20 protein-coding genes are annotated in these 18,330 nt (G+C 61.9%); 7 read left to right on the top strand and 13 right to left on the bottom strand.

From position 1 onward, the window contains the following. The first annotated feature begins 56 nt into the window (after positions 1-56). Entirely contained in the window at positions 57-266 is a 210-nt protein-coding gene (locus ASE04_RS11220) for a TOBE domain-containing protein (RefSeq protein ID WP_018898137.1), read from the top strand. Here the strand turns inward: ASE04_RS11220 and tsaA are convergent, their stop codons facing one another. Then, positions 267-791: a tRNA (N6-threonylcarbamoyladenosine(37)-N6)-methyltransferase TrmO gene (gene tsaA, locus ASE04_RS11215; protein WP_056816658.1), complete on the bottom strand. Its 525-nt coding sequence runs from the start codon at positions 789-791 to the stop codon at positions 267-269. Positions 792-1,102: 311 nt separating this feature from the next. On the opposite strand from tsaA, the gene ASE04_RS11210 reads away from it, so the two are divergent. Continuing rightward, positions 1,103-1,816 carry a hypothetical protein gene (locus tag ASE04_RS11210; protein WP_056816653.1) on the top strand — a complete coding sequence of 238 codons (714 nt, stop codon included), beginning with the start codon at positions 1,103-1,105 and terminating at the stop codon, positions 1,814-1,816. 4 nt (positions 1,817-1,820) lie between these two features. Here ASE04_RS11210 and ASE04_RS11205 read toward each other — a convergent pair whose 3' ends face one another. Next, positions 1,821-3,404, bottom strand: a complete 1,584-nt coding sequence (locus tag ASE04_RS11205) for a peptide chain release factor 3 (protein ID WP_056816649.1) — start codon at positions 3,402-3,404, stop codon at positions 1,821-1,823. Between the two features lie 91 nt (positions 3,405-3,495). Here ASE04_RS11205 and dut point away from each other — a divergent pair, with 91 nt between their 5' ends. Together dut and ASE04_RS11195 are read left to right on the top strand one after the other, a co-directional pair. Beyond that, positions 3,496-3,966 (top strand): dUTP diphosphatase, encoded by a 471-nt coding sequence (dut, locus tag ASE04_RS11200; protein WP_056816646.1) that lies wholly within the window; start codon positions 3,496-3,498, stop codon positions 3,964-3,966. Beyond that, positions 3,966-4,865 carry a GNAT family N-acetyltransferase gene (locus ASE04_RS11195; RefSeq protein WP_056816644.1) on the top strand — a complete coding sequence of 300 codons (900 nt, stop codon included), beginning with the start codon at positions 3,966-3,968 and terminating at the stop codon, positions 4,863-4,865. Before dut ends, ASE04_RS11195 begins: the two co-directional genes overlap by 1 nt. Before the next feature lie 3 nt (positions 4,866-4,868). On the opposite strand, the gene ASE04_RS11190 is transcribed toward ASE04_RS11195, so the two are convergent. Continuing rightward, positions 4,869-5,324, bottom strand: a complete 456-nt coding sequence (locus tag ASE04_RS11190) for an Lrp/AsnC family transcriptional regulator (RefSeq protein ID WP_156408758.1) — start codon at positions 5,322-5,324, stop codon at positions 4,869-4,871. Positions 5,325-5,430: 106 nt separating this feature from the next. Here ASE04_RS11190 and ASE04_RS11185 point away from each other — a divergent pair, with 106 nt between their 5' ends. Then, on the top strand, positions 5,431-6,327 hold the full coding sequence (locus ASE04_RS11185; protein ID WP_056816641.1) for a DMT family transporter: 897 nt from the start codon (positions 5,431-5,433) through the stop codon (positions 6,325-6,327). 7 nt (positions 6,328-6,334) lie between these two features. On the opposite strand, the gene ASE04_RS11180 is transcribed toward ASE04_RS11185, so the two are convergent. After that, positions 6,335-6,853 carry a Dps family protein gene (locus ASE04_RS11180; protein WP_056816638.1) on the bottom strand — a complete coding sequence of 173 codons (519 nt, stop codon included), beginning with the start codon at positions 6,851-6,853 and terminating at the stop codon, positions 6,335-6,337. A 227-nt stretch (positions 6,854-7,080) separates the two neighbouring features. Between ASE04_RS11180 and ASE04_RS11175 the strand changes: the two genes are divergently transcribed. After that, positions 7,081-7,698: a LysE family translocator gene (locus ASE04_RS11175; protein ID WP_056816634.1), complete on the top strand. Its 618-nt coding sequence runs from the start codon at positions 7,081-7,083 to the stop codon at positions 7,696-7,698. A 131-nt stretch (positions 7,699-7,829) separates the two neighbouring features. Further along, positions 7,830-8,792, top strand: coding sequence for a cysteine synthase A (cysK, locus tag ASE04_RS11170; protein WP_056816629.1), 963 nt, complete (start codon positions 7,830-7,832; stop codon positions 8,790-8,792). Between the two features lie 50 nt (positions 8,793-8,842). Here cysK and ASE04_RS11165 read toward each other — a convergent pair whose 3' ends face one another. The 9 genes from ASE04_RS11165 to rsmI all read right to left on the bottom strand — a co-directional run bounded on the left by ASE04_RS11165 (position 8,843) and on the right by rsmI (position 18,178). Further along, positions 8,843-10,375: a YifB family Mg chelatase-like AAA ATPase gene (locus tag ASE04_RS11165; protein WP_056816625.1), complete on the bottom strand. Its 1,533-nt coding sequence runs from the start codon at positions 10,373-10,375 to the stop codon at positions 8,843-8,845. A gap of 458 nt (positions 10,376-10,833) precedes the next feature. Then, positions 10,834-11,781, bottom strand: a complete 948-nt coding sequence (gene gshB / locus ASE04_RS11160) for a glutathione synthase (protein WP_056816622.1) — start codon at positions 11,779-11,781, stop codon at positions 10,834-10,836. Between the two features lie 95 nt (positions 11,782-11,876). Then, positions 11,877-12,383: a cupin domain-containing protein gene (locus ASE04_RS11155; protein WP_056816619.1), complete on the bottom strand. Its 507-nt coding sequence runs from the start codon at positions 12,381-12,383 to the stop codon at positions 11,877-11,879. A gap of 79 nt (positions 12,384-12,462) precedes the next feature. Next, positions 12,463-13,572 (bottom strand): sn-glycerol-3-phosphate import ATP-binding protein UgpC, encoded by a 1,110-nt coding sequence (locus ASE04_RS11150; protein WP_056816615.1) that lies wholly within the window; start codon positions 13,570-13,572, stop codon positions 12,463-12,465. Positions 13,573-13,583: 11 nt separating this feature from the next. Continuing rightward, entirely contained in the window at positions 13,584-14,426 is an 843-nt protein-coding gene (ugpE, locus tag ASE04_RS11145; RefSeq protein ID WP_056816611.1) for a sn-glycerol-3-phosphate ABC transporter permease UgpE, read from the bottom strand. A 13-nt stretch (positions 14,427-14,439) separates the two neighbouring features. Continuing rightward, positions 14,440-15,417, bottom strand: a complete 978-nt coding sequence (locus tag ASE04_RS11140; RefSeq protein ID WP_056816606.1) for an ABC transporter permease subunit — start codon at positions 15,415-15,417, stop codon at positions 14,440-14,442. Between the two features lie 79 nt (positions 15,418-15,496). Then, a complete protein-coding gene (locus ASE04_RS11135) occupies positions 15,497-16,795 on the bottom strand; it encodes an extracellular solute-binding protein (protein ID WP_056816602.1) in 1,299 nt (432 codons plus the stop codon). A gap of 125 nt (positions 16,796-16,920) precedes the next feature. Further along, positions 16,921-17,286 carry a YraN family protein gene (locus ASE04_RS11130; RefSeq protein WP_056816599.1) on the bottom strand — a complete coding sequence of 122 codons (366 nt, stop codon included), beginning with the start codon at positions 17,284-17,286 and terminating at the stop codon, positions 16,921-16,923. Beyond that, positions 17,276-18,178: a 16S rRNA (cytidine(1402)-2'-O)-methyltransferase gene (gene rsmI, locus ASE04_RS11125; RefSeq protein WP_056817646.1), complete on the bottom strand. Its 903-nt coding sequence runs from the start codon at positions 18,176-18,178 to the stop codon at positions 17,276-17,278. The genes ASE04_RS11130 and rsmI overlap by 11 nt, the downstream gene beginning before the upstream one ends. Between the last annotated feature and the right edge of the window lie 152 nt (positions 18,179-18,330).

The raw sequence follows: 18,330 nt of genomic DNA, 5'->3' as shown, positions 1-18,330 counted from the left end.
ATTGCCGTTTCGCTGGCGAGACACTAAGTTCCGCCATCGAAACAGGGAGAAAACTCATGAAAATCAGCGCACGCAACCGCCTCAAGGGCAAGGTCGTCGAGATCACGCTCGGCGCCACGACAGCGCATGTGCGCATCGACATCGGCGGCGGCTCGATCGTGACGTCGTCGATCACCAACGAGGCGGTCAAGGAACTCGGGCTGACCGTCGGCTCCGACGCATACGCCGTGGTCAAGGCGTCCGACGTGATGGTCGCCGTCGACTGATTAGGCCTTCTGGCAATAATGCGCCGTGCCGTCGTCGCCCGTCTGGAAATCACCGGGCTGCGGCGGCGCGATCGGCTTGAAGAGCGTGCGATCCGGCTTCAGGTCGAGCAGCGGCGTGCCGTCGAGGCAATCCATGCCGCGCACCAAAAGCATCGATCCTTCCATCGCCTCCAGCTTGACGATGGACGTACCAATCGGATTGGGGCGGACGGGGGAGCGCAGCGAGAAGGTGCCGTGCACCTTGCCCGAATTGGCCGGGCTCTGCAGCACGAGATCGCGGCGCGAGCGATCCAGCCAATAAAGGATTTCCAGCCGCTCGAAGGCCTCGACGCCCTGCAGCGCCTGCGTCCAGGGCTTGAAAATCTCGATCCGGCAGATCGGCCCGTCATGGCGGCCCTGACGCGGCGTTTCCATGCGCGAGGTCCAGGGTGTCAGGATGCGGCCGATGAAAACCAGGCCGGCATCGGCGGGCGGCGGAGCATCGACCGCCACTTCGTTTTTCCGGATTTCGTTTTCGCGCACCATCAGTTTCTCCCGCATCCGTGGCGTCGCGAACAGCCGGGCGCACTACCGCCCGCTAAAACGCCCCTGACAACATCGACATCATAAAGCTGCTTGGTCTACCGCGCGTCAACACCGTTTGCGGCGGCCCGAGGCGATTTGGCATTCAGTCCCACCGTCGACTGACGACGCGAGCAAATGCCGAAATATGCAACTTTAAGAGATTAATTCGACACTGATAGACGCATGCCTGTTATTCAGGTCTCTGAAAACAACGAAAGGCGCAGATTTTGCGGCGGTGGATCAGTGCTCGAGACTACGCAGTTGGCGCAGCAATGCGCTTCGGCATCTTTGTCGCGATAACGTTGGGCTTCCCGTTTTTCGTCTATGGTGTGATTGAAATAACAGGCGCTCGAGGAACTGGCGGTGCCGCCGGCGCGTTGGCTCTGGTTATCGGCCTCTACCTAAAACCCCTGATCTACCTGCTGTTTGCCTTTTCGCTGCTCCGCATCTCGATGAGGCGATCCAGAGCTCTCGATATCTCGCCGCTGATCGGGATCAGTGTCACCTTGCTTGTGCTGGCGGACTTTGCATTCGGGATAAGTTTCGGATCGTTCTGGGCCGTCGGCTTCTCCCTCGGCATTCTCGCCATTCCTCTCCCAGTCTCGCTGCTTATGGCGGCGATCACCGTCGTCACACTCAGCCTTCTCAAGGATTTCGACGAGCCGCCCGCAAGCGGCAGGCCCGAGACGCGATATCGGCTCTGGTGTACCGCGTTGTTCGTGTCGGTCGCGATCTGCCTGCTTCGTATCTTGCCCTATGTCTCGATAGCGCTGCTCGGCAGTACGAGCATCGCGATAGCGACCGGGCAAGCCATCACGTTCCTGAACCATATTCTGATTTATCCGTTTGGGCAGCCGCTGATCTTCGCGGCCCTGTCCGCCGCGTTGATCGTCGCTTGGAGGCGCCCGCCTCAGGCGGGAGGCCCCTCAGTAAACGACCCATCGTCCGAGCGCTCGACGCCGATGTTCGGACAACGATCCGGATAAAATATCACGCCGCCTTGGCGATGTGATATTCCTTGATCGCAACCATCTTGATTGCGGGGAAGCGCTCCGCCTCATACCGCAGCGAGAAGCTGTCCTGCGCCAGGAAGACCGGGTCGCCGTCCAGATCGCGGGCGATATCGCCACGCTTGACGTTCAGGAATTTGTCGAGCTCGGCCGGCTGATCCGAGGAGATCCAGCGGCAGACGGAGAAGCGCGACATTTCGAACGAGACCGGCAGCGTGTATTCAGCCGACAGGCGCTCCTTCAGAACATCGAGCTGCAGGGCGCCGACGACGCCAACGATAGCCGGCGAACCATCTTCCGGCGAGAAGAGCTGAACGACGCCTTCCTCGGCCATCTGCTGCAGCGCTTCCTTGAGCTTCTTCGCCTTCATCGCGTCTTCGAGGCGCACGCGGCGCAGGATTTCGGGCGAGAAGTTCGGCACGCCCTGGAACACCAGCGCCTCGCCTTCGGTCAGCGTATCGCCGATGCGGAGCGTCCCGTGGTTCGGGATGCCGACGACGTCGCCGGCAAAGGCGGTATCGGCCAGCTGGCGCTGCGAGGCGAAGAAGAACTGCGGTGCGGTGAGGCCGAGCTGCTTGCCGGTGCGAGCGAGCCGCGCCTTCATGCCGCGCTCCAGCTTGCCGGAGCAGATGCGGGCAAAGGCGATGCGGTCGCGGTGGTTGGGGTCCATGTTGGCCTGGATCTTGAAGACGAAGGCCGTCATCTTGTCCTCAGCGGCATGCACCGTCCTGATGTCGGCGACCTGATCCCGCGGCGGCGGCGCGAAGGCGCCAAGCGCGTTGATGAGATCGCGGACGCCGAAGTTGCGGAGCGCAGAACCGAAGAAGACCGGGGTCATGTGGCCCTCGAGGAAGGCCTGGCGGTCGAACGGACGGCAGGCCTCCATCGCCAATTCGGTTTCCTCGATAAAGGCGGAGCGCTCGTTCTCCGGCAGACGGTCTGCAACGGCCTGCGGGCCATTGACCTTGGTGGGCGTTACTTCCGTATCGGAACCGCGCACCGTGTTGTCGGCCAGGTGATAGGAGCCGCAGAAGCTCTTGGCGCGGCCGATCGGCCAAGTGATCGGAGCGGTGTCGAGCGCCAGCTTTTCCTCGACCTCATCCAGGATCTCGAAGGGATCGCGGCTTTCGCGGTCCATCTTGTTGATGAAGGTGATGATCGGGATGTCGCGCATGCGGCAGACTTCGAACAGCTTCAGCGTTCTGGGCTCGATGCCCTTGGCGGCGTCGATGACCATGACGGCCGCATCCACCGCCGTCAGCGTGCGGTAGGTGTCGTCGGCGAAGTCTTCATGGCCGGGCGTGTCGAGAATGTTGAAGACATTGCCTTCATATTCGAAGGTCATCACCGAGGTGACGACGGAGATGCCGCGCTCGCGCTCGATCTTCATCCAGTCCGACCGGGTCTGGATGCGATCCTTCTTCGCCTTGACTTCGCCGGCGAGCTGGATGGCGCCGCCGAAAAGCAGCAGCTTTTCGGTCAGCGTCGTCTTACCCGCGTCCGGGTGCGCAATAATAGCGAATGTGCGGCGACGGGAGACCGCCTCGGCGAGACTTTCGGCCATAATGTAAATCCTGTGGAATTGCGGGCTATCTAGCGATTAAAGGCCGCGATTGCAATTGACCTTGGCCGCATGGGCGAAAACTAATGCCAGTATGACCATTCACACCGAGAACCACCCCACACTCAATCTCGTCCGTTTGCCTGATGGCGTCGGGCTGGAGCTGCCGTCGTACGAAAGCAAGGGCGCAGCGGGCATGGACCTGCGCGCAGCCGTCGACGCCGGCAACCCGATGATCCTGGAACCCGGCAAGCGTGCGCTCGTGCCGACGGGTTTTATTTTCGAGATTCCTGAGGGGTTCGAGGGCCAGGTGCGACCGCGCTCCGGCCTTGCGCTGAAGCATGGCATCACCTGCCTGAACACGCCGGGCACGATCGACAGCGATTACCGCGGCGAGGTGAAGGTCCTGCTGATCAATCTCGGCGAAGTGCCGTTCGAGATCACCCGTGGCATGCGCATCGCGCAGATGGTGATCGCCCCGGCGATCCAGGCTGCCGTCCACGAAATCACCGAAAGCAGCGTGACGACACGCGGCGGCGGCGGCTTCGGCTCGACCGGCGTCTGATGACGACCGATCCGCGCTATCCTTCACTGACCTTCCGGCAGGACTATTTCGACGATCCCGCCGCCTGGGCGGCTCTGGTGAGCCTGCTCCAGGATACATTCGGCATCGATCTCGATCCGCTGCGGCGGCTTGGCGGAGCGGACCCGACAAGCATGCCGTTCGGCTGGTTCGACGACCAAGGCACGCTGGTTGCCAATCTTTCGGCCTTTGCGATGCCGATCGTGATCAACGGCAGAGTTGTCAGAGCCGGAGCGTTTCAATCTGGCGCCGTGCGGCCCGAATGGCGCGGGCGGGGGCTCTATGGCGACGTGACCCGGAAAGCGCTGGAATGGTGCGCGGCGCAGCAATTCGAGGCGATCGTACTCTACACCGACAAGCCGGCTCTCTACGAACCCTACGGTTTTCGTGCCCTGCCCTTCCACGCCTACTCAGGTCCGGCGCCGGAAGCGCCAACGTCCACCGCCGCTGCACGAAGTCTCGATCCGACGGTTGCCGAGGATCTCGATCTTCTGCGCCGAACACTGCGGACGCGAACGCCCGTCTCGGATGTGATTGCCGTGCGCGAGAGTGCGGCGATGTTTCTCATCAACACCCAGTTCGATCGCGATGTGAGACTAAGCTGGCTCGCGAACGAGAGGGCGGTCATCGCCTGGAAATCCGAGGCTGAAGACCGCTTCGTGCTCGTGGATGTGGTCGCGGAGGTCATTCCGCCGCTGTCGGCGATCCTCGGCGGCCTCGGCATCGAGGCAACCTCCATCGAGGTGCTGTTCTCGCCGGACAAGCTCGGCTGCGAACTCCTCGCCCAGCCGCTGCAGAGCTACACGCATTTCATGATCCGCTGCGAGACGCCGTTTGTGCTGGACGTACCGGCAATGCTGTCGCCGATGGCGGATTTCTAGATCTCAGGATAGCGGCGGCAGCCGGCGCTTCACGGGCGACGCCTTGATCATCGACGTATTGGTTTCGGCCCTCTCCGCAATCTTGTCGAGGATCGTATCCAGTTGCCCCATAGAGCGCACGACCAACCGCGCGATGAAACAATCGTCGCCCGTCACCTTGTCGCACTCGATGATTTCAGGCGTCTCCTGGATGATCCGCTCGACCAGATGCAGCTGCCCCGGCAACGGCCGCACGCGCACGATCGCCTGCAGGGGATAGCCGAGGGCAGCGGGATCGATGTCCACGGTGAATGCGGAGATCACGCCACGTTCCTCAAGGCGGCGCACCCGCTCTGCCGCGCTTGGCGAGGACAATCCGACCTGTTGCGCCAGCTCTTTCAGGGACATGCGGGCATCGCCGGCAAGCGCCGCGAGAATCCGCTGGTCAACGTCATCCAGAACGTGATTAGGCAACGCCATTCTATTTCCTGACAATATTAGGTCAAAAACCTCATAATCCTTACAAAATATATATCGTTCTCTATCCCTCCACAATATCATAAGGCGAATATTGAGGAGACAGCCTATGCAAAGCGATATCCGCGTCGGAACCATCCAGATGACGGCGGCGATGTTGATCTCGGGAACGATCGGCTGGTTCGTGGTGATCTCGGGCCAACCGGTCAGCGCCGTGGTGTTCTGGCGATGCCTGTTCGGCGCGGTCAGCCTGCTTGCCGTTTGCGCCGCGATGGGCCTGCTGCGTCCCGGGATGCTCAGCTGGCGATCCTTCGCAATAGCGGTTTTCGGCGGCGTCGCGATCGTCCTCAACTGGCTGTTGCTGTTCGCATCCTACGCCCATGCATCGATATCGGTGGCAACGACTGTCTACAACACGCAGCCATTCATGCTGCTGGCACTCGGAGTGCTCTTTCTGGGCGACAAGATCACCGTCACGAAGCTCTTCTGGCTGACCCTCGCCTTTGCGGGCATGGCTGTTATCATCGAAGCCAGACCGGCAGGAGAGACGGGCGACGGCCATTACGGTCTCGGGATTGCAATGGCGCTCGGCGCGGCCTTCTTTTACGCGCTGGCCGCGCTCGCCGCCAAATGGCTGCGCGGGACACCACCGCATCTGATCGCGCTGATCCAGGTGACAACCGGCGCGCTGATGCTGCTGCCCCTGACCGATTTATCGAACCTGCCGTCCGACGCCGGCACATGGTCTGTTCTGTCGACCATGGGCATCGTCCATACGGGCGTGATGTACGTGCTCTTATACGGTGCGATCCAGAAGCTGCCGATCCATCTGACCGGCGCCCTGTCCTTCATCTATCCGATTGCCGCGATCGTCGTCGACAGGTTCGCCTTTGGCCATGCGCTGCAGCCATTGCAGATAGCCGGCGCGGCGATCATTCTTGTTGCTGCTGCGGGGATGAATCTCGGCTGGATGCCGACGCGAATGCTGAAGCTTCGCGCCGGCTGATCGGCCGCTATTTCGGCTGGCGTGTCATCTCGAACAGGAACCAGGCCCGGCGCTCGGCTTCGTCGATCCAGTTTTCGAGCAGGCTCGTGGTGGCGACGTCGTTGTGTTCCGAGCAGACATCATGCGTTTCACGCAGGATCGAAACCAGCTGCTGGTTGTCGTCGCGCAGCTCGGCGAGCATGTCTTCCGGCGTGACATAGTCCGCGTCATTGTCGTTGATGCGCTGCAGGCGAGCGATGTGGCCGATCGAACGCAAGGTGGTGCCGCCGATCTTGCGGGCCCGCTCGGCGATCGCATCCGTGGCGTTGAACAGCTGCTCGCCGTGTTCATCGAGCAAGAGATGATAGTCGCGGAAATGCGGTCCCGACATGTGCCAATGGAAATTCTTGGTCTTCAGGTAAAGCGCGAATACGTCGGCAAGCAGCGCCGCAAGGGCGCCCGAGATATCCTGAATGGCATTGCTCTTGAGATCGGTGGGCGTTGCAAGGGGGGCGACCTTGCGTTTTTCGACTGCGGTTGGGCTCATCAGGTTTCTCCTTCGCCGAGGCAGAGCGGTTGGACTGGGATTCAACGATCCGGCGCCTTGAGCGTAGTAGTCGATTTTGACGCGATCATCTCATCCACCACTACACATCGCCAGTGAACTAGAACGGCCCCGTGCGGCGTCAATAGAGGCTGTTTGCGCGCCTTGTGATTGGCCAGTTGAAAGCGTTTCGTCACAGGCGTAGAAGATGGCCACCCAGGGAGGCCGCAATGTCATTCACCGCACTATTCGCCTACGCGGCGGCACTGTTCATCGCGGCCGCCATTCCCGGCCCCGGCATTACCGCGATCGTCGCGCGGGCGCTGGGCTCGAATTTCCGCGAGACATTCTTCATGGGGCTGGGCCTCGTCCTCGGCGACATGACCTATCTGACCGCCGTCATCCTCGGCCTTGCCTTCGTCGCGCAGACCTTCACCGAGGTGTTTGTCGTCATCAAGATCGCCGGAGCGCTCTATCTCGGCTACATCGCCTACAAGCTCTGGACCGCCGGGCTACTGCCGCAGAACATAGCCGCCAAGAAATCCAGCAGCATGTCGATGAGCTTTCTTTCCGGCCTGCTCGTGACGCTCGGCAACCCGAAGACCATGCTGTTCTATGTGGCGCTGGTTCCGACGCTGATCGACATCAGCGCCATCGGCCTGCGCGAATACGGCATTCTGCTCGTCACGACCTTCGTGGTGCTGCTCAGCGTTCTGATCCCCTACATGGCACTCGCCTCGCGCGCCCGGATACTGCTGAAGCAGCCACGGGCGCTGCAGGCGCTGAACCGCGTGGCGGCGAGCATCCTGGCTGGGACAGCCGCCTTCATCGCCGCGCGCGCGGCCTGAAAAAATCATCCGGCAAAGATCGTTGCGGCGGGATTTTTTCTCATTCGCCGGAACCGCGCCGTGGTGATCGATCTGGTCTCCGTGCCGCTTCGACCCTATTGTAACGACGTGTTTCACAACGGGAGATCGCCATGTCGAAGAAACCGGGCCGCGGCCGCATCTATTCCTCCATAACCGAAACCATCGGCGACACCCCGATCGTACGGCTCGACAAGCTCGCCAAGGAAAATGGCGTCAAAGCCAACCTCTTGGCAAAGCTCGAGTTTTTCAACCCGATCGCATCCGTCAAGGACCGGATCGGCGTAGCGATGATCGAGTCGCTCGAGGCACAGGGCCGGATCTCGCCCGGAAAGACGACGCTGATCGAGCCGACATCAGGCAATACCGGTATCGCCCTTGCCTTCGCTGCGGCGGCAAAGGGTTACAAGCTGATCCTGACGATGCCCGAGACCATGTCGGTCGAGCGCCGCAAGATGCTGGCCCTGCTCGGCGCCGAACTGGTTCTGACGGAAGGCGCAAAGGGCATGCGCGGCGCGATCGCCAAGGCCGAAGAGCTTGCCGCGACGCTGCCGGATGCCATCATTCCGCAGCAGTTCGAGAACCCGGCGAACCCCGAAATCCATCGCCGCACCACGGCAGAGGAAATCTGGAACGATACGGAAGGCAGCGTCGACATTTTCGTCTCGGGCATCGGTACCGGCGGCACGATTACCGGTGCTGGCCAGGTTCTGAAATCGAAGAAGCCGGGCATCAAGGTTATTGCCGTCGAGCCGGCTGAATCGCCGGTGCTGTCAGGCGGCCAGCCGGGGCCGCACAAGATCCAGGGGATCGGCGCCGGCTTTGCGCCCGCCATCCTCGACACGCACATCTATGACGAGGTCGTCACCGTCAACAGCACGGAAGCACTCGATATGGCGCGTCACGTCGCCAGGCTCGAGGGTGTGCCGGTCGGCATTTCATCGGGCGCGGCGCTCGCCGCCGCCATCAAGGTCGGCAGCCGCGAGGAGAACGCCGGCAAGACGATCGTCGTGATCATTCCGTCGTTCGCGGAACGCTATCTCTCGACGGCGCTATTCGAAGGCCTCGGCGGTTGAGCCGACCGAGCTGATGATCCTGAAGGGGCGCGCTTGCGCCCCTTTTTTCTTCAGACCGCCGCGCTCAGGCGTTCGCCTGCCATCCGGTAGGAAATCGCTTCCGCCAGGTGAATGCGGCCGACGGTCTCGGAGCCGTCGAGATCGGCAAGCGTGCGGGCGACCTTCAACACCCGGTGATAGCCGCGCGCGGAGAATTTCAGCTTCTCGGCCGCATCCCGCAGCAATTGCAGACCGGCGGCATCCGGGGCGGCGTGGGTCTCGATCATCGCCGTCGAGCAACGCGCATTGGTACCTGTTCCGGCCGCGCCATGCGCCGCGAACCGCGCGCGCTGCATGTCGCGCGCCTTTGCCACCCGCCGCGCGATATCGGCACTCCGCTCGGCGGGCATCGGGCGGATCAGATCGACCGCCGACACCGCCGGGACATCGATGCGAATATCGATGCGATCCATCAGCGGGCCGGAAATGCGAGCCTGGTAGTCGCTGACGCAGCGCGGCCCGCGCGCGCAGCTGTGCCCCGGTTCTCCCGCCATGCCGCAGCGGCAGGGGTTCATGGCGGCCACCAGCTGGATCTCGGCCGGATAGGTGACGCGATGATTTGCCCGCGCGATGATGCACTCGGCCGTCTCCAACGGCTGGCGGAGCGCATCGAGGGCCTGCGGCGAGAACTCCGGAAACTCATCGAGAAAAAGAACGCCGTGATGGGCGAGCGAGGCTTCGCCGGGCCTTGCCCTGAAGCCGCCGCCGACAAGCGCCGCCATGGTCGCGGAATGATGCGGCGTGCGGAAGGGACGACGGTCGGACAGCTTGCCGCCCGGCAGTTGCCCGGCGATCGAATGGATCATCGAAACTTCCAGCAATTCCGCAGCCGAGAGCGGCGGCAGGATCGACGGCAGGCGGGCTGCCAGCATCGATTTGCCCGATCCCGGTGGGCCGATCATCAGGAGATTGTGGCCACCGGCCGCCGCGACTTCCAGCGCGCGCTTGGCGCTTTCCTGGCCCTTGATATCGGCTAGATCCGGAAGGTTCGCGCCGATCGCTCGAATCGACGGTTCCGGCCGCGACAGGACCTGCGTGCCGCGAAAATGATTGGCGAGCGCGATCAGGCTGCGGGGAGCGAGAATATCGAGATCGTTGCTCGCCCAGGCGGCTTCGGGGCCGCTGTCGGCGGGGCAAATCAGCCCCTTGCCGAGAGCATTGGCACCGATTGCGGCTGGCAGCGCGCCGGCCACTGGCGCGATTGTTCCATCGAGATTGAGTTCACCGATGACGACATAGCCCGATAATGCGTCCGCCGGTATCGCCCCAAGTGCCGCCATCAGCCCCAAGGCAATGGGCAGATCGAAATGCGAGCCCTCTTTCGGAAGGTCGGCCGGCGCCAGATTGACGGTCACGCGCTTGGCCGGCAGCGCAAGCCCGGAGGCATGCAAGGCGGCATGGACCCGCTCGCGGCTTTCGGCAACCGCCTTGTCCGGCAGGCCGACAATCTGCGTCACGACCTTGCCCGGCGCGACCATGACCTGGACCTCGACCGGCAGACCTTCGATGCCCTGAAATGCAACCGTACTGACGCGTGCGACCATGCGCGATCCCCTCCAGCGCAACCTTTTACACCGCATTCTGCGACCCCTCATCGCCGCGGATTGCAATCTGGCATAGAAATCGGAATAAAACAAGAACAGGAGATGAACAATTGCGCGCCATCGCTGTGTTGAGGTTGCGATGGGTTGTGGCGATGGAACAAAGCTGGCGAAGGACGGGATTTTCGGCAGCGGGAACGTAGTGGTGCGTCGAGCACGCCGATACTCGCCAAGGCCGAGCATGACGCCGAGGGTTGGGCGACCATTGCCAAGCGATTGAAAAGACAAAGCTTCCTAATACGCGACGTCATCCTCGGGCTCGTCCCGAGGATCTAAGCACACCTCCACGGATGCAAGGGTGCGGAACGGCCACATTTACAGCCACCGTCAAGCGAGCCGATCACGTCTAGCAAGCAGGATGCTCGGCACGAGGCCGAGCATGACGGTGGAGGTGGCGCGGCTTAGCCGCGTTTGCGCTCGATGGCGTCCCAGAGCAGGCTTGCGATATCGGCGCCGCCGAACTTGCGGACTTCACGGATTCCCGTGGGCGAAGTGACGTTGATCTCGGTCATGTAGTCACCGATGACGTCGATACCGACGAGCAGGAAGCCGCGTTCGCGAAGGGCAGGCCCGATGCGCTTGCAGATTTCTCGTTCCCGCGCGGTCAACTCGGTCGCCTCGGCCCTGCCACCCACATGCATGTTGGACCGGCTGTCGTGCTCGGCGGGAACCCGATTGATCGCACCGACAGGCTCGCCGTCGACGAGAATGATACGCTTGTCGCCCTTGCGGACGTCAGGCAGGTACTGCTGGGCAATAAAGGGCTCGCGGAAAAGCTGGCCGAACATCTCGAGCAGCGACGACAGGTTGCGATCGTCCCTCGTCGAGTGGAATACGCCGGCGCCACCATTGCCGTAGAGCGGCTTCAGGATGATGTCGCCCATCTCATCGCGGAAGCGGCGGATCTCGCCGGCATCCTTGGTGATCAGGGTCTTCGGCATCAGATCGGCGAACTCGGTGACGAAGATCTTCTCCGGCGAGTTGCGGACCCAGGCCGGATCATTGACGACCAGCGTCTTCGGATGGATGCGCTCCAGCAGATGCGTGGAGGTGATGTAGGACATGTCGAAGGGCGGATCCTGGCGCAGCAGCACCACGTCCATGGTCGACAGATCGACGCGCTCGGGCGCGCCCAGTTCGAAATGATCGCCCTTGATGTCGCGCAACGTCATCGGCTCCACAGACGCATAGAGCGTGCCATCGCGGAAGCTCAGGCGGTCGGGCGTGTAATGAAAAAGCTTGTAGCCGCGGGTCTGCGCCTCGAGGCTCATGGCAAAGGTGGAATCGCCGGCAATATTGATGGAGGCGACATGGTCCATCTGGACCGCTACATTCTTGATCTTAGCCATTTCCGTCCCTTAGCTGATGCCGGACAGATGTAGGCTGCAGTGGGTACGAACGCAACGCCCAATGCATGGCCGCTGCGTCCCGTTTCAGCGAATTATCAGGCGGCAATGCCCTGCTGCGTGCCTGAATTCCTGAGCATATTGCGAAGGCGATAGACGAACGCAACCGGCTTCGGAAACGGCTTGCGCAGGAAGGCGACCTTGCGAACGTAGGTATCGACGCGCCAGCTCGCCCAAGTGCCGCCGGCAAAGAAAGCCACGTCGCCGGTGCGCAGGACGCGCTCCACGCCATCCTCGGTGGTAATGTGGACATCACCCTCGAGGATCATCACCGTTTCGTCCCAACCGAAGAACCAGCGGAACTCGCCAGCGGTGCAATCCCAGATCGCGGTCAAGGCCGCGTCGTCGTGGCCGCGCGAATGCTCGGCGGTGCGGGCCTGCGGGTCGCCCGCGACGATCCAATCCGGGTTGATCGGCGTCGAGCGCATCGGAAGGTGATCGCTCGAATGCGCGATGAAGGTTTTGCCGCGCGGCGGCATGACCGTATAAGGCACGGCACGGACGGCAATCGCCAGCGCACTCGCAAACATCAACTTCAGAGCCATAAAAACCCCTCTCTGCTACCCCTAGGAGAGCGGAATAGCAAAGAGACGTAACGGACAGGTTCAAAGGATCGTTAAGAGTTTAGCGAACGTCCTCGATCTCGGTGACAAGGCTCGGACGAGCCGCCGCCGACTGGCTCGCGCTGATGCGCTTGCCTGTCTCCAGCGAAAAGAAATGCAGCTTGTCGGCCGCGATCGCGAGACGCAGCTGCGGCGAGAGTTCCGTTTCCGGCGGCAGCGTTGCCGTCAGAGGCTGATCTCCAAGCAGGCCGTGCACGAGACGCTGCGAGCCGAGTTCCTCGACGTATTCGACAGCGATGGTCACAGCCTGCTCGTTCGAGGCTGCGAGACGCAGATCCTCGGCGCGGATACCGACGGTGACGGGGCCGGATGTCGGCGCGTGACCCGCGAGATCGATCAGGTTCGGACCGAGCGCCAGCTTGTCGCCGTGCAGTTCGTCCTTGAGCAGGTTCATCGCCGGCGAGCCGATGAAGCTGGCGACGAAGGTGGAGGCCGGACGGTGGTAGACTTCGAGCGGTGTGCCGATCTGTTCGATCTCGCCATGGCTCAGGACCACGAGGCGGTCGGCGAGTGTCATGGCTTCCAGCTGATCGTGGGTGACGTAGAGCGAGGTGGTGCCAAGGCGGCGCTGCAGGCGCTTGATCTCGCCGCGCATGGAGACGCGCAGTTTGGCATCGAGATTCGACAGCGGCTCGTCGAAGAGGAAGGCCGCCGGCTTGCGAACGATGGCGCGGCCCATGGCGACGCGCTGGCGCTGACCACCAGAGAGCGCGCGCGGGCGGCGGTCGAGATAGGGCTCGAGCTGCAGCATGCGGGCGGCCTCGGTGACGCGCGCGTCGATCTCCGACTTCGGCGTCTTGCGGTTCTTCAGTCCGTAAGCGAGGTTGTCGTAGACGGTCATGTGCGGGTAGAGCGCATAGTTCTGGAAGACCATGGCGATGTCGCGATCGGCAGGGTCGACCTGGTTGACCACGCGGTCGCCGATGCTGACGGTGCCGTCGGAGATCTCCTCCAAGCCCGCCACCATGCGCAGCAGCGTGGACTTGCCGCAGCCCGACGGGCCGACGAGGACGATGAACTCGCCATCCGCAATCGAGATGTCGACGCCGTTCACGGCGCGGACGCCGCCATGATAATCCTTGCAGACCTTCGAGATTTCGATCCGTGCCATGTTTCTCTTCCTTACTTATCGCTCTCGGTGAGGCCCTTGATGAACCATCTCTGGAAAATCACGACGATCAGCACCGGCGGCAGCATGGCCAGCACGGCGAGTGCAAAGGCTTCGTTGTAATCGGGAATTTGCGAACCGACCCAGACCTGCAGGATCGACTTGATGCCACGCATGAGCGTGAAGAAGCTCTCGTCGGTGGTCATCAGCATGGGCCAGAGATACTGGTTCCAGCCATAGACGAACATGATGATGAAGATCGCCGCCATCATGGTGCGCGACAGCGGGATCAGGATATCGACGAAGAACTTGAACGGCCCGGCGCCATCGATGCGGGCGGCCTCCAGCAGTTCCTCGGGAACGGACTTGAAGAACTGGCGGAAATAGAAGGTGCCGGTCGCGGAAGCCAGCAGCGGCACGATCAGGCCGGTATAGGAATTCAGCAGCCCGAGTTTGCTCATCACCTCGTAGGACGGCATGATGCGGACTTCGAGCGGCAGGAGCAGCGTCGTGAAGATGATCCAGAAGGCGAGCGTCGCGAAGCGGAAGCGGAAATAGACGATGGCATAGGCCGCCATCATCGAAAGCACGATCTTGCCGACGGCAAAGCCGACACCAAGGATCAGCGAGTTCAGCACCATGTTGAGGCCGGTGATCTCGCCGGTGAAGCCGCCCTTCTGCGTCAGGACCTTCTCGTAGGTGCCGACGAAGTTGTTGCCGGGCGTGATCATCAGGCCCTTGCTGTGGATCTCGGCCGCCTCGTGCGTTGACGTCATGAAGGCGACGATCACGGGCAGGATCAGGAACAGCGCGCCGAGGATCAGGATCAGGTGATCGAGAGGTTTTGTCTTGTACATTGGTCTTCCCCGATCACGTGTAGTGGATGCGCTTCTCGATGAAGCGGAACTGGATGATGGTGAGGACGAAGACGACGATCATCAGGATGACCGACTGGGCGGACGAGCTGCCGATATCGTTGCCGCGGAACCCGTCCATGTAGACCTTGTAGACAAGGGTGATCGGATTGTTGGCAGGCTTGTCCTTCACCATCACGTCGATCACGCCGAAAGTGTCGAACAGCGCGTAGGTAATGTTGATGATCAGCAAGAAGAAGGCGGTCGGCGCCAGCAGCGGCAGGGTCACTGTCCAGAACCGGCGGAAACCGGAGCGGCAGTCGATGGTGGCCGCTTCGCGCACCGAGACCGGAACGCCCTGCAGCCCCGACAGGAAGAAGATGAAATTGTAGGGGATCTGCTTCCAGACCGCGACGACGACCAGCGCAAAGGCGGTGTCGTAGTAATCGAGACCGACCTGCATGTCCCAACCGAACCAGGCCGCCAGCTTGACGAAGGGGCCGATATGCAGGTCGAAGAACATCATGCCGATGAGGCCGGCGACCGGCGGGGCGATGGCGTAGACCGAGATCAGCAGCGTCTTGTAGGCGGAGCTGCCGCGAATGACGGCATCAGCCTTGACCGCCAGCAGCAGACCGAGCGCCAGCGAGAAGAAGGTCACCAGTGCCGTGAAGACCACGGTGAACTTGGCGATGCTCAGATATTCCGGACTGAAGATCGCGTCCGTATAGTTGGCGAAGCCGACGAAGGTGGCGCCGAAACCGAAGGGGTCCTCGATATAGAAGGACGACTGCACCGCCTGTACCGACGGCCAGTAGAAGAAAATGACGATCACCGCGAGCTGCGGCGCCAGAAACAGATAGGGAATGAACGATGGCGAGAACTGCACGCGCTTGGCGCCCGCCGGCTCGGCAGCGGCTGCCGGTTTTCTGGCGCCTGCCGCGAGGCCCGGAATGAACCGGCCGAAGCGGGGTTGGGATGGAGTGTAGGCCACGCGCGGTCCTCTATCGATAATGGGACCTCCCTTCCTGAGAAAGGAGGCCCCTGTTGACTGTCAGTCGAGGTGGCTGAGATCAGCCGGCCGTCTTTGCGAAACGGGCGAGAAGTTCGTTACCTTCCTTCTCGATGGTGTCGAAAGCGTCCTTGACGGTGGTCTCACCCGCGAAGATGCGGTTGTATTCGCGCTCCATGATCGAGCGGATCTGCGGGTAGAAGCCGAGGCGATAGCCCTTGGACCATTCACCGCTTTCGAGCTTCAGCTGCTTGATACCGACTTCGGCGACAGGCTCCTTCTCGTAGTAGCCTTCCTTCTTGGCGAGCTCGTAGGCTGCTTCGGTGATGGCGACGTAGCCGGTTGCCTGGTGGTAGAACTTCTGGATCTCAGGCGAGGTCAGGAACTGGAAGAAGTCGGCAACGCACTTGTTCTCGGCTTCCGGCTTGCCGGCCATCGCGAAAAGAGCCGCACCACCGATGAAGGTGTTCTTGCCGGCGCCGTTGATGGAACCCCAGTAAGGCAGGAAGGTTGCCGAGAAGGGCATGGTTGCCGTCTTCTTCAGGCCGCCGAACGAGCCCGAGGAGCCGATCCACAGAGCGACCTTGCCTTCTTCGAAGGGCTTCTGGTTGTCGTTCCAGCCGGCGCCGTAGTAAGCGAAGTAGCCTTCATCCTTCCAGGCCTTCAGCTTTTCGAACATCATGATGAGGTTCGGGTCGGTGACCTTCAGCTTGGTGTCGACAATGCTGTCGTAGCCGTTGTTGTTGGTTGCGAACTGGATGTTGTTGCGCGAGAAGAAGTTTTCGGTGAACTCCCAGGTCAGCTGCGTCTGGACGAGCGGGATGTAACCGGCTTCCTTGAGCTTCGGCGCGATCGCCTCGAACTCTTCCCAGGTCTTCGGGGCTTCGACGCCGGCCTTCTTCAGCGCTTCCGGATTGGTGTACATGATCGGAGCGGAAGAGTTGAACGGCATGCCGACGAACTTGCCGTCAGCCGCAGCGTAGAGATAGCGAACGCCCGGAATGAAGGCGTTGCGGTCGAACTTGTAGCCAGCGTTGTTGATCAGGTCTTCAGCCGGGATAACAGCACCCTTGGCGTTGATGATCGTGGCTGCACCCGCATCGAAAACCTGCAGGATGTTCGGCTGTTCGCCCGAACGGAAAGCGGCGATGCCGGCTGCCAGCGCTTCTTCGTAGGACCCCTTGGAAACCGGCGTGATCGCGCAGCTCGTCTGGGAGGCGTTGAACTTCTGCGATACTTCGTTGATGACTTCGCCGTTGCGGCCGCCCATGCCGTGCCACCAAGTGATATTGGTCGCGGCAAAAGACGACGAGGCCGAGAAGCTAACGGCCACGGCCGCCATCGTAAATTTCTTGAACATGGCAATCCCTCTCCACCCGTTATTGGGCGCGAGGAGTGCAATAGAGGCGTTGCGTGACGCCACCTTAACAGTTTCATGACAGTAATGTTACAGCGCCAACTTTTTGCACGCGCTTGCAATGTCGTTCAAAAAGCATCCGCGAAATGCCGCGGCAGACGCCCCGGGAGCACGGCGATGATGTCGTAACGCTGGGAAAGAACAGCATAATCCGCCTGGCGTGACAACCACATGTCGCTGGCGGCTTTGATGCGCCTCTGCGCGGTTTGCGACACGGCATCGATGGCGCCCATCGCGTCACGCCGAGCCTTGACCTCGACGAAAACAGCGAGATTGCGCTTGCGTGCAATGATGTCGACCTCGCCGAGCTTCGTCCGGTAGCGGAACGCCACGATGCGATAGCCCTTCAGCATGAGGTAAAGAGCAGCCAGATACTCGGAGACATGCCCCCGGCGCAGCGCCCTTCGGCGATCGCTGATCGCCCTATCGCCCATCCGCGCCCTTCATGTCGAGAAGCCGCTGATAAAGTTCTTTCTTGGAAACTCCCGTCAGTCGAGAGGCTTCGGCGGCGGCCTTGGACGTCGGCATTGTCTTCGACAGATCGGCCAGGATCGCATCGACATCGGCCGCCTCGACGGCGCGCTCCGGCGGCGGCCCGATCACCAGTACGATTTCGCCCTTGACGTTGTCGACATCGGCATAATGTGCCGCAAGCTCGGTGAGAGAGCCACGGCGAAACTCCTCATAGGTCTTGGTCAGCTCGCGACAGACGGACGCCACGCGATCGCCGCCCAGCACATCGGCGGCAGCGACAAGCGTTGCGGCGATGCGGTGCGGCGATTCAAAGAACATCAGCGTCGCCTGGACAGCCTCGAACACGGCGAGCCGGTCGCGGCGCGCCTTGTCCTTGGTCGGCAGGAAGCCGGCAAAGAGAAAGGCATCGTTGGGAAGGCCGGAACCGACGAGTGCGGCGAGCGGCGCGGACGCGCCGGGAATGGGGACCACACGGTACCCGACCTCGATCGCGCTCTGCGCCAGGCGATAGCCGGGGTCGGAGACCAGGGGCGTACCGGCATCCGAAACCAAGGCGACCGACTTGCCCGCCTCCAGCGCCTGCAGCAATCGCGGGCCGGCCTCATCGGCATTGTACTCATGATAGGCATAGGGACGGTTCTGAATGCCGTAGCGATCAAGCAGGACGCGGGTGACGCGCGTATCCTCGCAGGCCAGCACGTCGGCGCCGGCAAGGGTTTCCAATGCACGAAGCGTGATGTCGCCGAGATTGCCGATCGGCGTCGCGACGAGATAAAGCGCCGGCTCCAGCGGCCGCGCCGGAACCGTCATGTTGTGCAGGCGAAAGCTGCGCTGCCTGCCGCCATCGGCCATCACTTCGTCATTGTTCAAGGTAATTCCACTTCCTTTGGCTTCGCCGTCTTTATGGGCGAGGCCTCGCAGTTCGGCAAGGCCGTCGCGATTTCTGTGAGCATCGCACCGGAAAACAGCAATTGCATTGACGCTTCCATTTGCGCCTCTTGCAA

It is taken from the genome of Rhizobium sp. Root708 (assembly GCF_001429725.1).
Lineage (GTDB): Bacteria > Pseudomonadota > Alphaproteobacteria > Rhizobiales > Rhizobiaceae > Rhizobium.
The sequence above is the reverse complement of the archived record's forward strand: the minus strand, read 5'-3'. Positions and strand labels throughout refer to the sequence as shown.

Excerpts from the sequence above, each read along its gene's own strand:
- ASE04_RS11210 (WP_056816653.1), top strand. The coding sequence starts at position 1,103 with ATGCGCTTCGGCATCTTTGTCGCGATAACGTTGGGCTTCCCGTTTTTC.
- tsaA (WP_056816658.1), bottom strand. The coding sequence starts at position 791 with ATGGTGCGCGAAAACGAAATCCGGAAAAACGAAGTGGCGGTCGATGCT.
- ugpE (WP_056816611.1), bottom strand. The coding sequence starts at position 14,426 with ATGTACAAGACAAAACCTCTCGATCACCTGATCCTGATCCTCGGCGCG.
- ASE04_RS11130 (WP_056816599.1), bottom strand. The coding sequence starts at position 17,286 with ATGGGCGATAGGGCGATCAGCGATCGCCGAAGGGCGCTGCGCCGGGGG.
- ASE04_RS11165 (WP_056816625.1), bottom strand. The coding sequence starts at position 10,375 with ATGGTCGCACGCGTCAGTACGGTTGCATTTCAGGGCATCGAAGGTCTG.
- ASE04_RS11220 (WP_018898137.1), top strand. The coding sequence starts at position 57 with ATGAAAATCAGCGCACGCAACCGCCTCAAGGGCAAGGTCGTCGAGATC.
- ASE04_RS11195 (WP_056816644.1), top strand. The coding sequence starts at position 3,966 with ATGACGACCGATCCGCGCTATCCTTCACTGACCTTCCGGCAGGACTAT.
- rsmI (WP_056817646.1), bottom strand. The coding sequence starts at position 18,178 with ATGGCCGATGGCGGCAGGCAGCGCAGCTTTCGCCTGCACAACATGACG.
- ASE04_RS11205 (WP_056816649.1), bottom strand. The coding sequence starts at position 3,404 with ATGGCCGAAAGTCTCGCCGAGGCGGTCTCCCGTCGCCGCACATTCGCT.
- ASE04_RS11150 (WP_056816615.1), bottom strand. The coding sequence starts at position 13,572 with ATGGCACGGATCGAAATCTCGAAGGTCTGCAAGGATTATCATGGCGGC.
- cysK (WP_056816629.1), top strand. The coding sequence starts at position 7,830 with ATGTCGAAGAAACCGGGCCGCGGCCGCATCTATTCCTCCATAACCGAA.
- gshB (WP_056816622.1), bottom strand. The coding sequence starts at position 11,781 with ATGGCTAAGATCAAGAATGTAGCGGTCCAGATGGACCATGTCGCCTCC.
- ASE04_RS11155 (WP_056816619.1), bottom strand. The coding sequence starts at position 12,383 with ATGGCTCTGAAGTTGATGTTTGCGAGTGCGCTGGCGATTGCCGTCCGT.
- ASE04_RS11175 (WP_056816634.1), top strand. The coding sequence starts at position 7,081 with ATGTCATTCACCGCACTATTCGCCTACGCGGCGGCACTGTTCATCGCG.
- ASE04_RS11135 (WP_056816602.1), bottom strand. The coding sequence starts at position 16,795 with ATGTTCAAGAAATTTACGATGGCGGCCGTGGCCGTTAGCTTCTCGGCC.
- ASE04_RS11180 (WP_056816638.1), bottom strand. The coding sequence starts at position 6,853 with ATGAGCCCAACCGCAGTCGAAAAACGCAAGGTCGCCCCCCTTGCAACG.
- ASE04_RS11190 (WP_156408758.1), bottom strand. The coding sequence starts at position 5,324 with ATGGCGTTGCCTAATCACGTTCTGGATGACGTTGACCAGCGGATTCTC.
- dut (WP_056816646.1), top strand. The coding sequence starts at position 3,496 with ATGACCATTCACACCGAGAACCACCCCACACTCAATCTCGTCCGTTTG.
- ASE04_RS11185 (WP_056816641.1), top strand. The coding sequence starts at position 5,431 with ATGCAAAGCGATATCCGCGTCGGAACCATCCAGATGACGGCGGCGATG.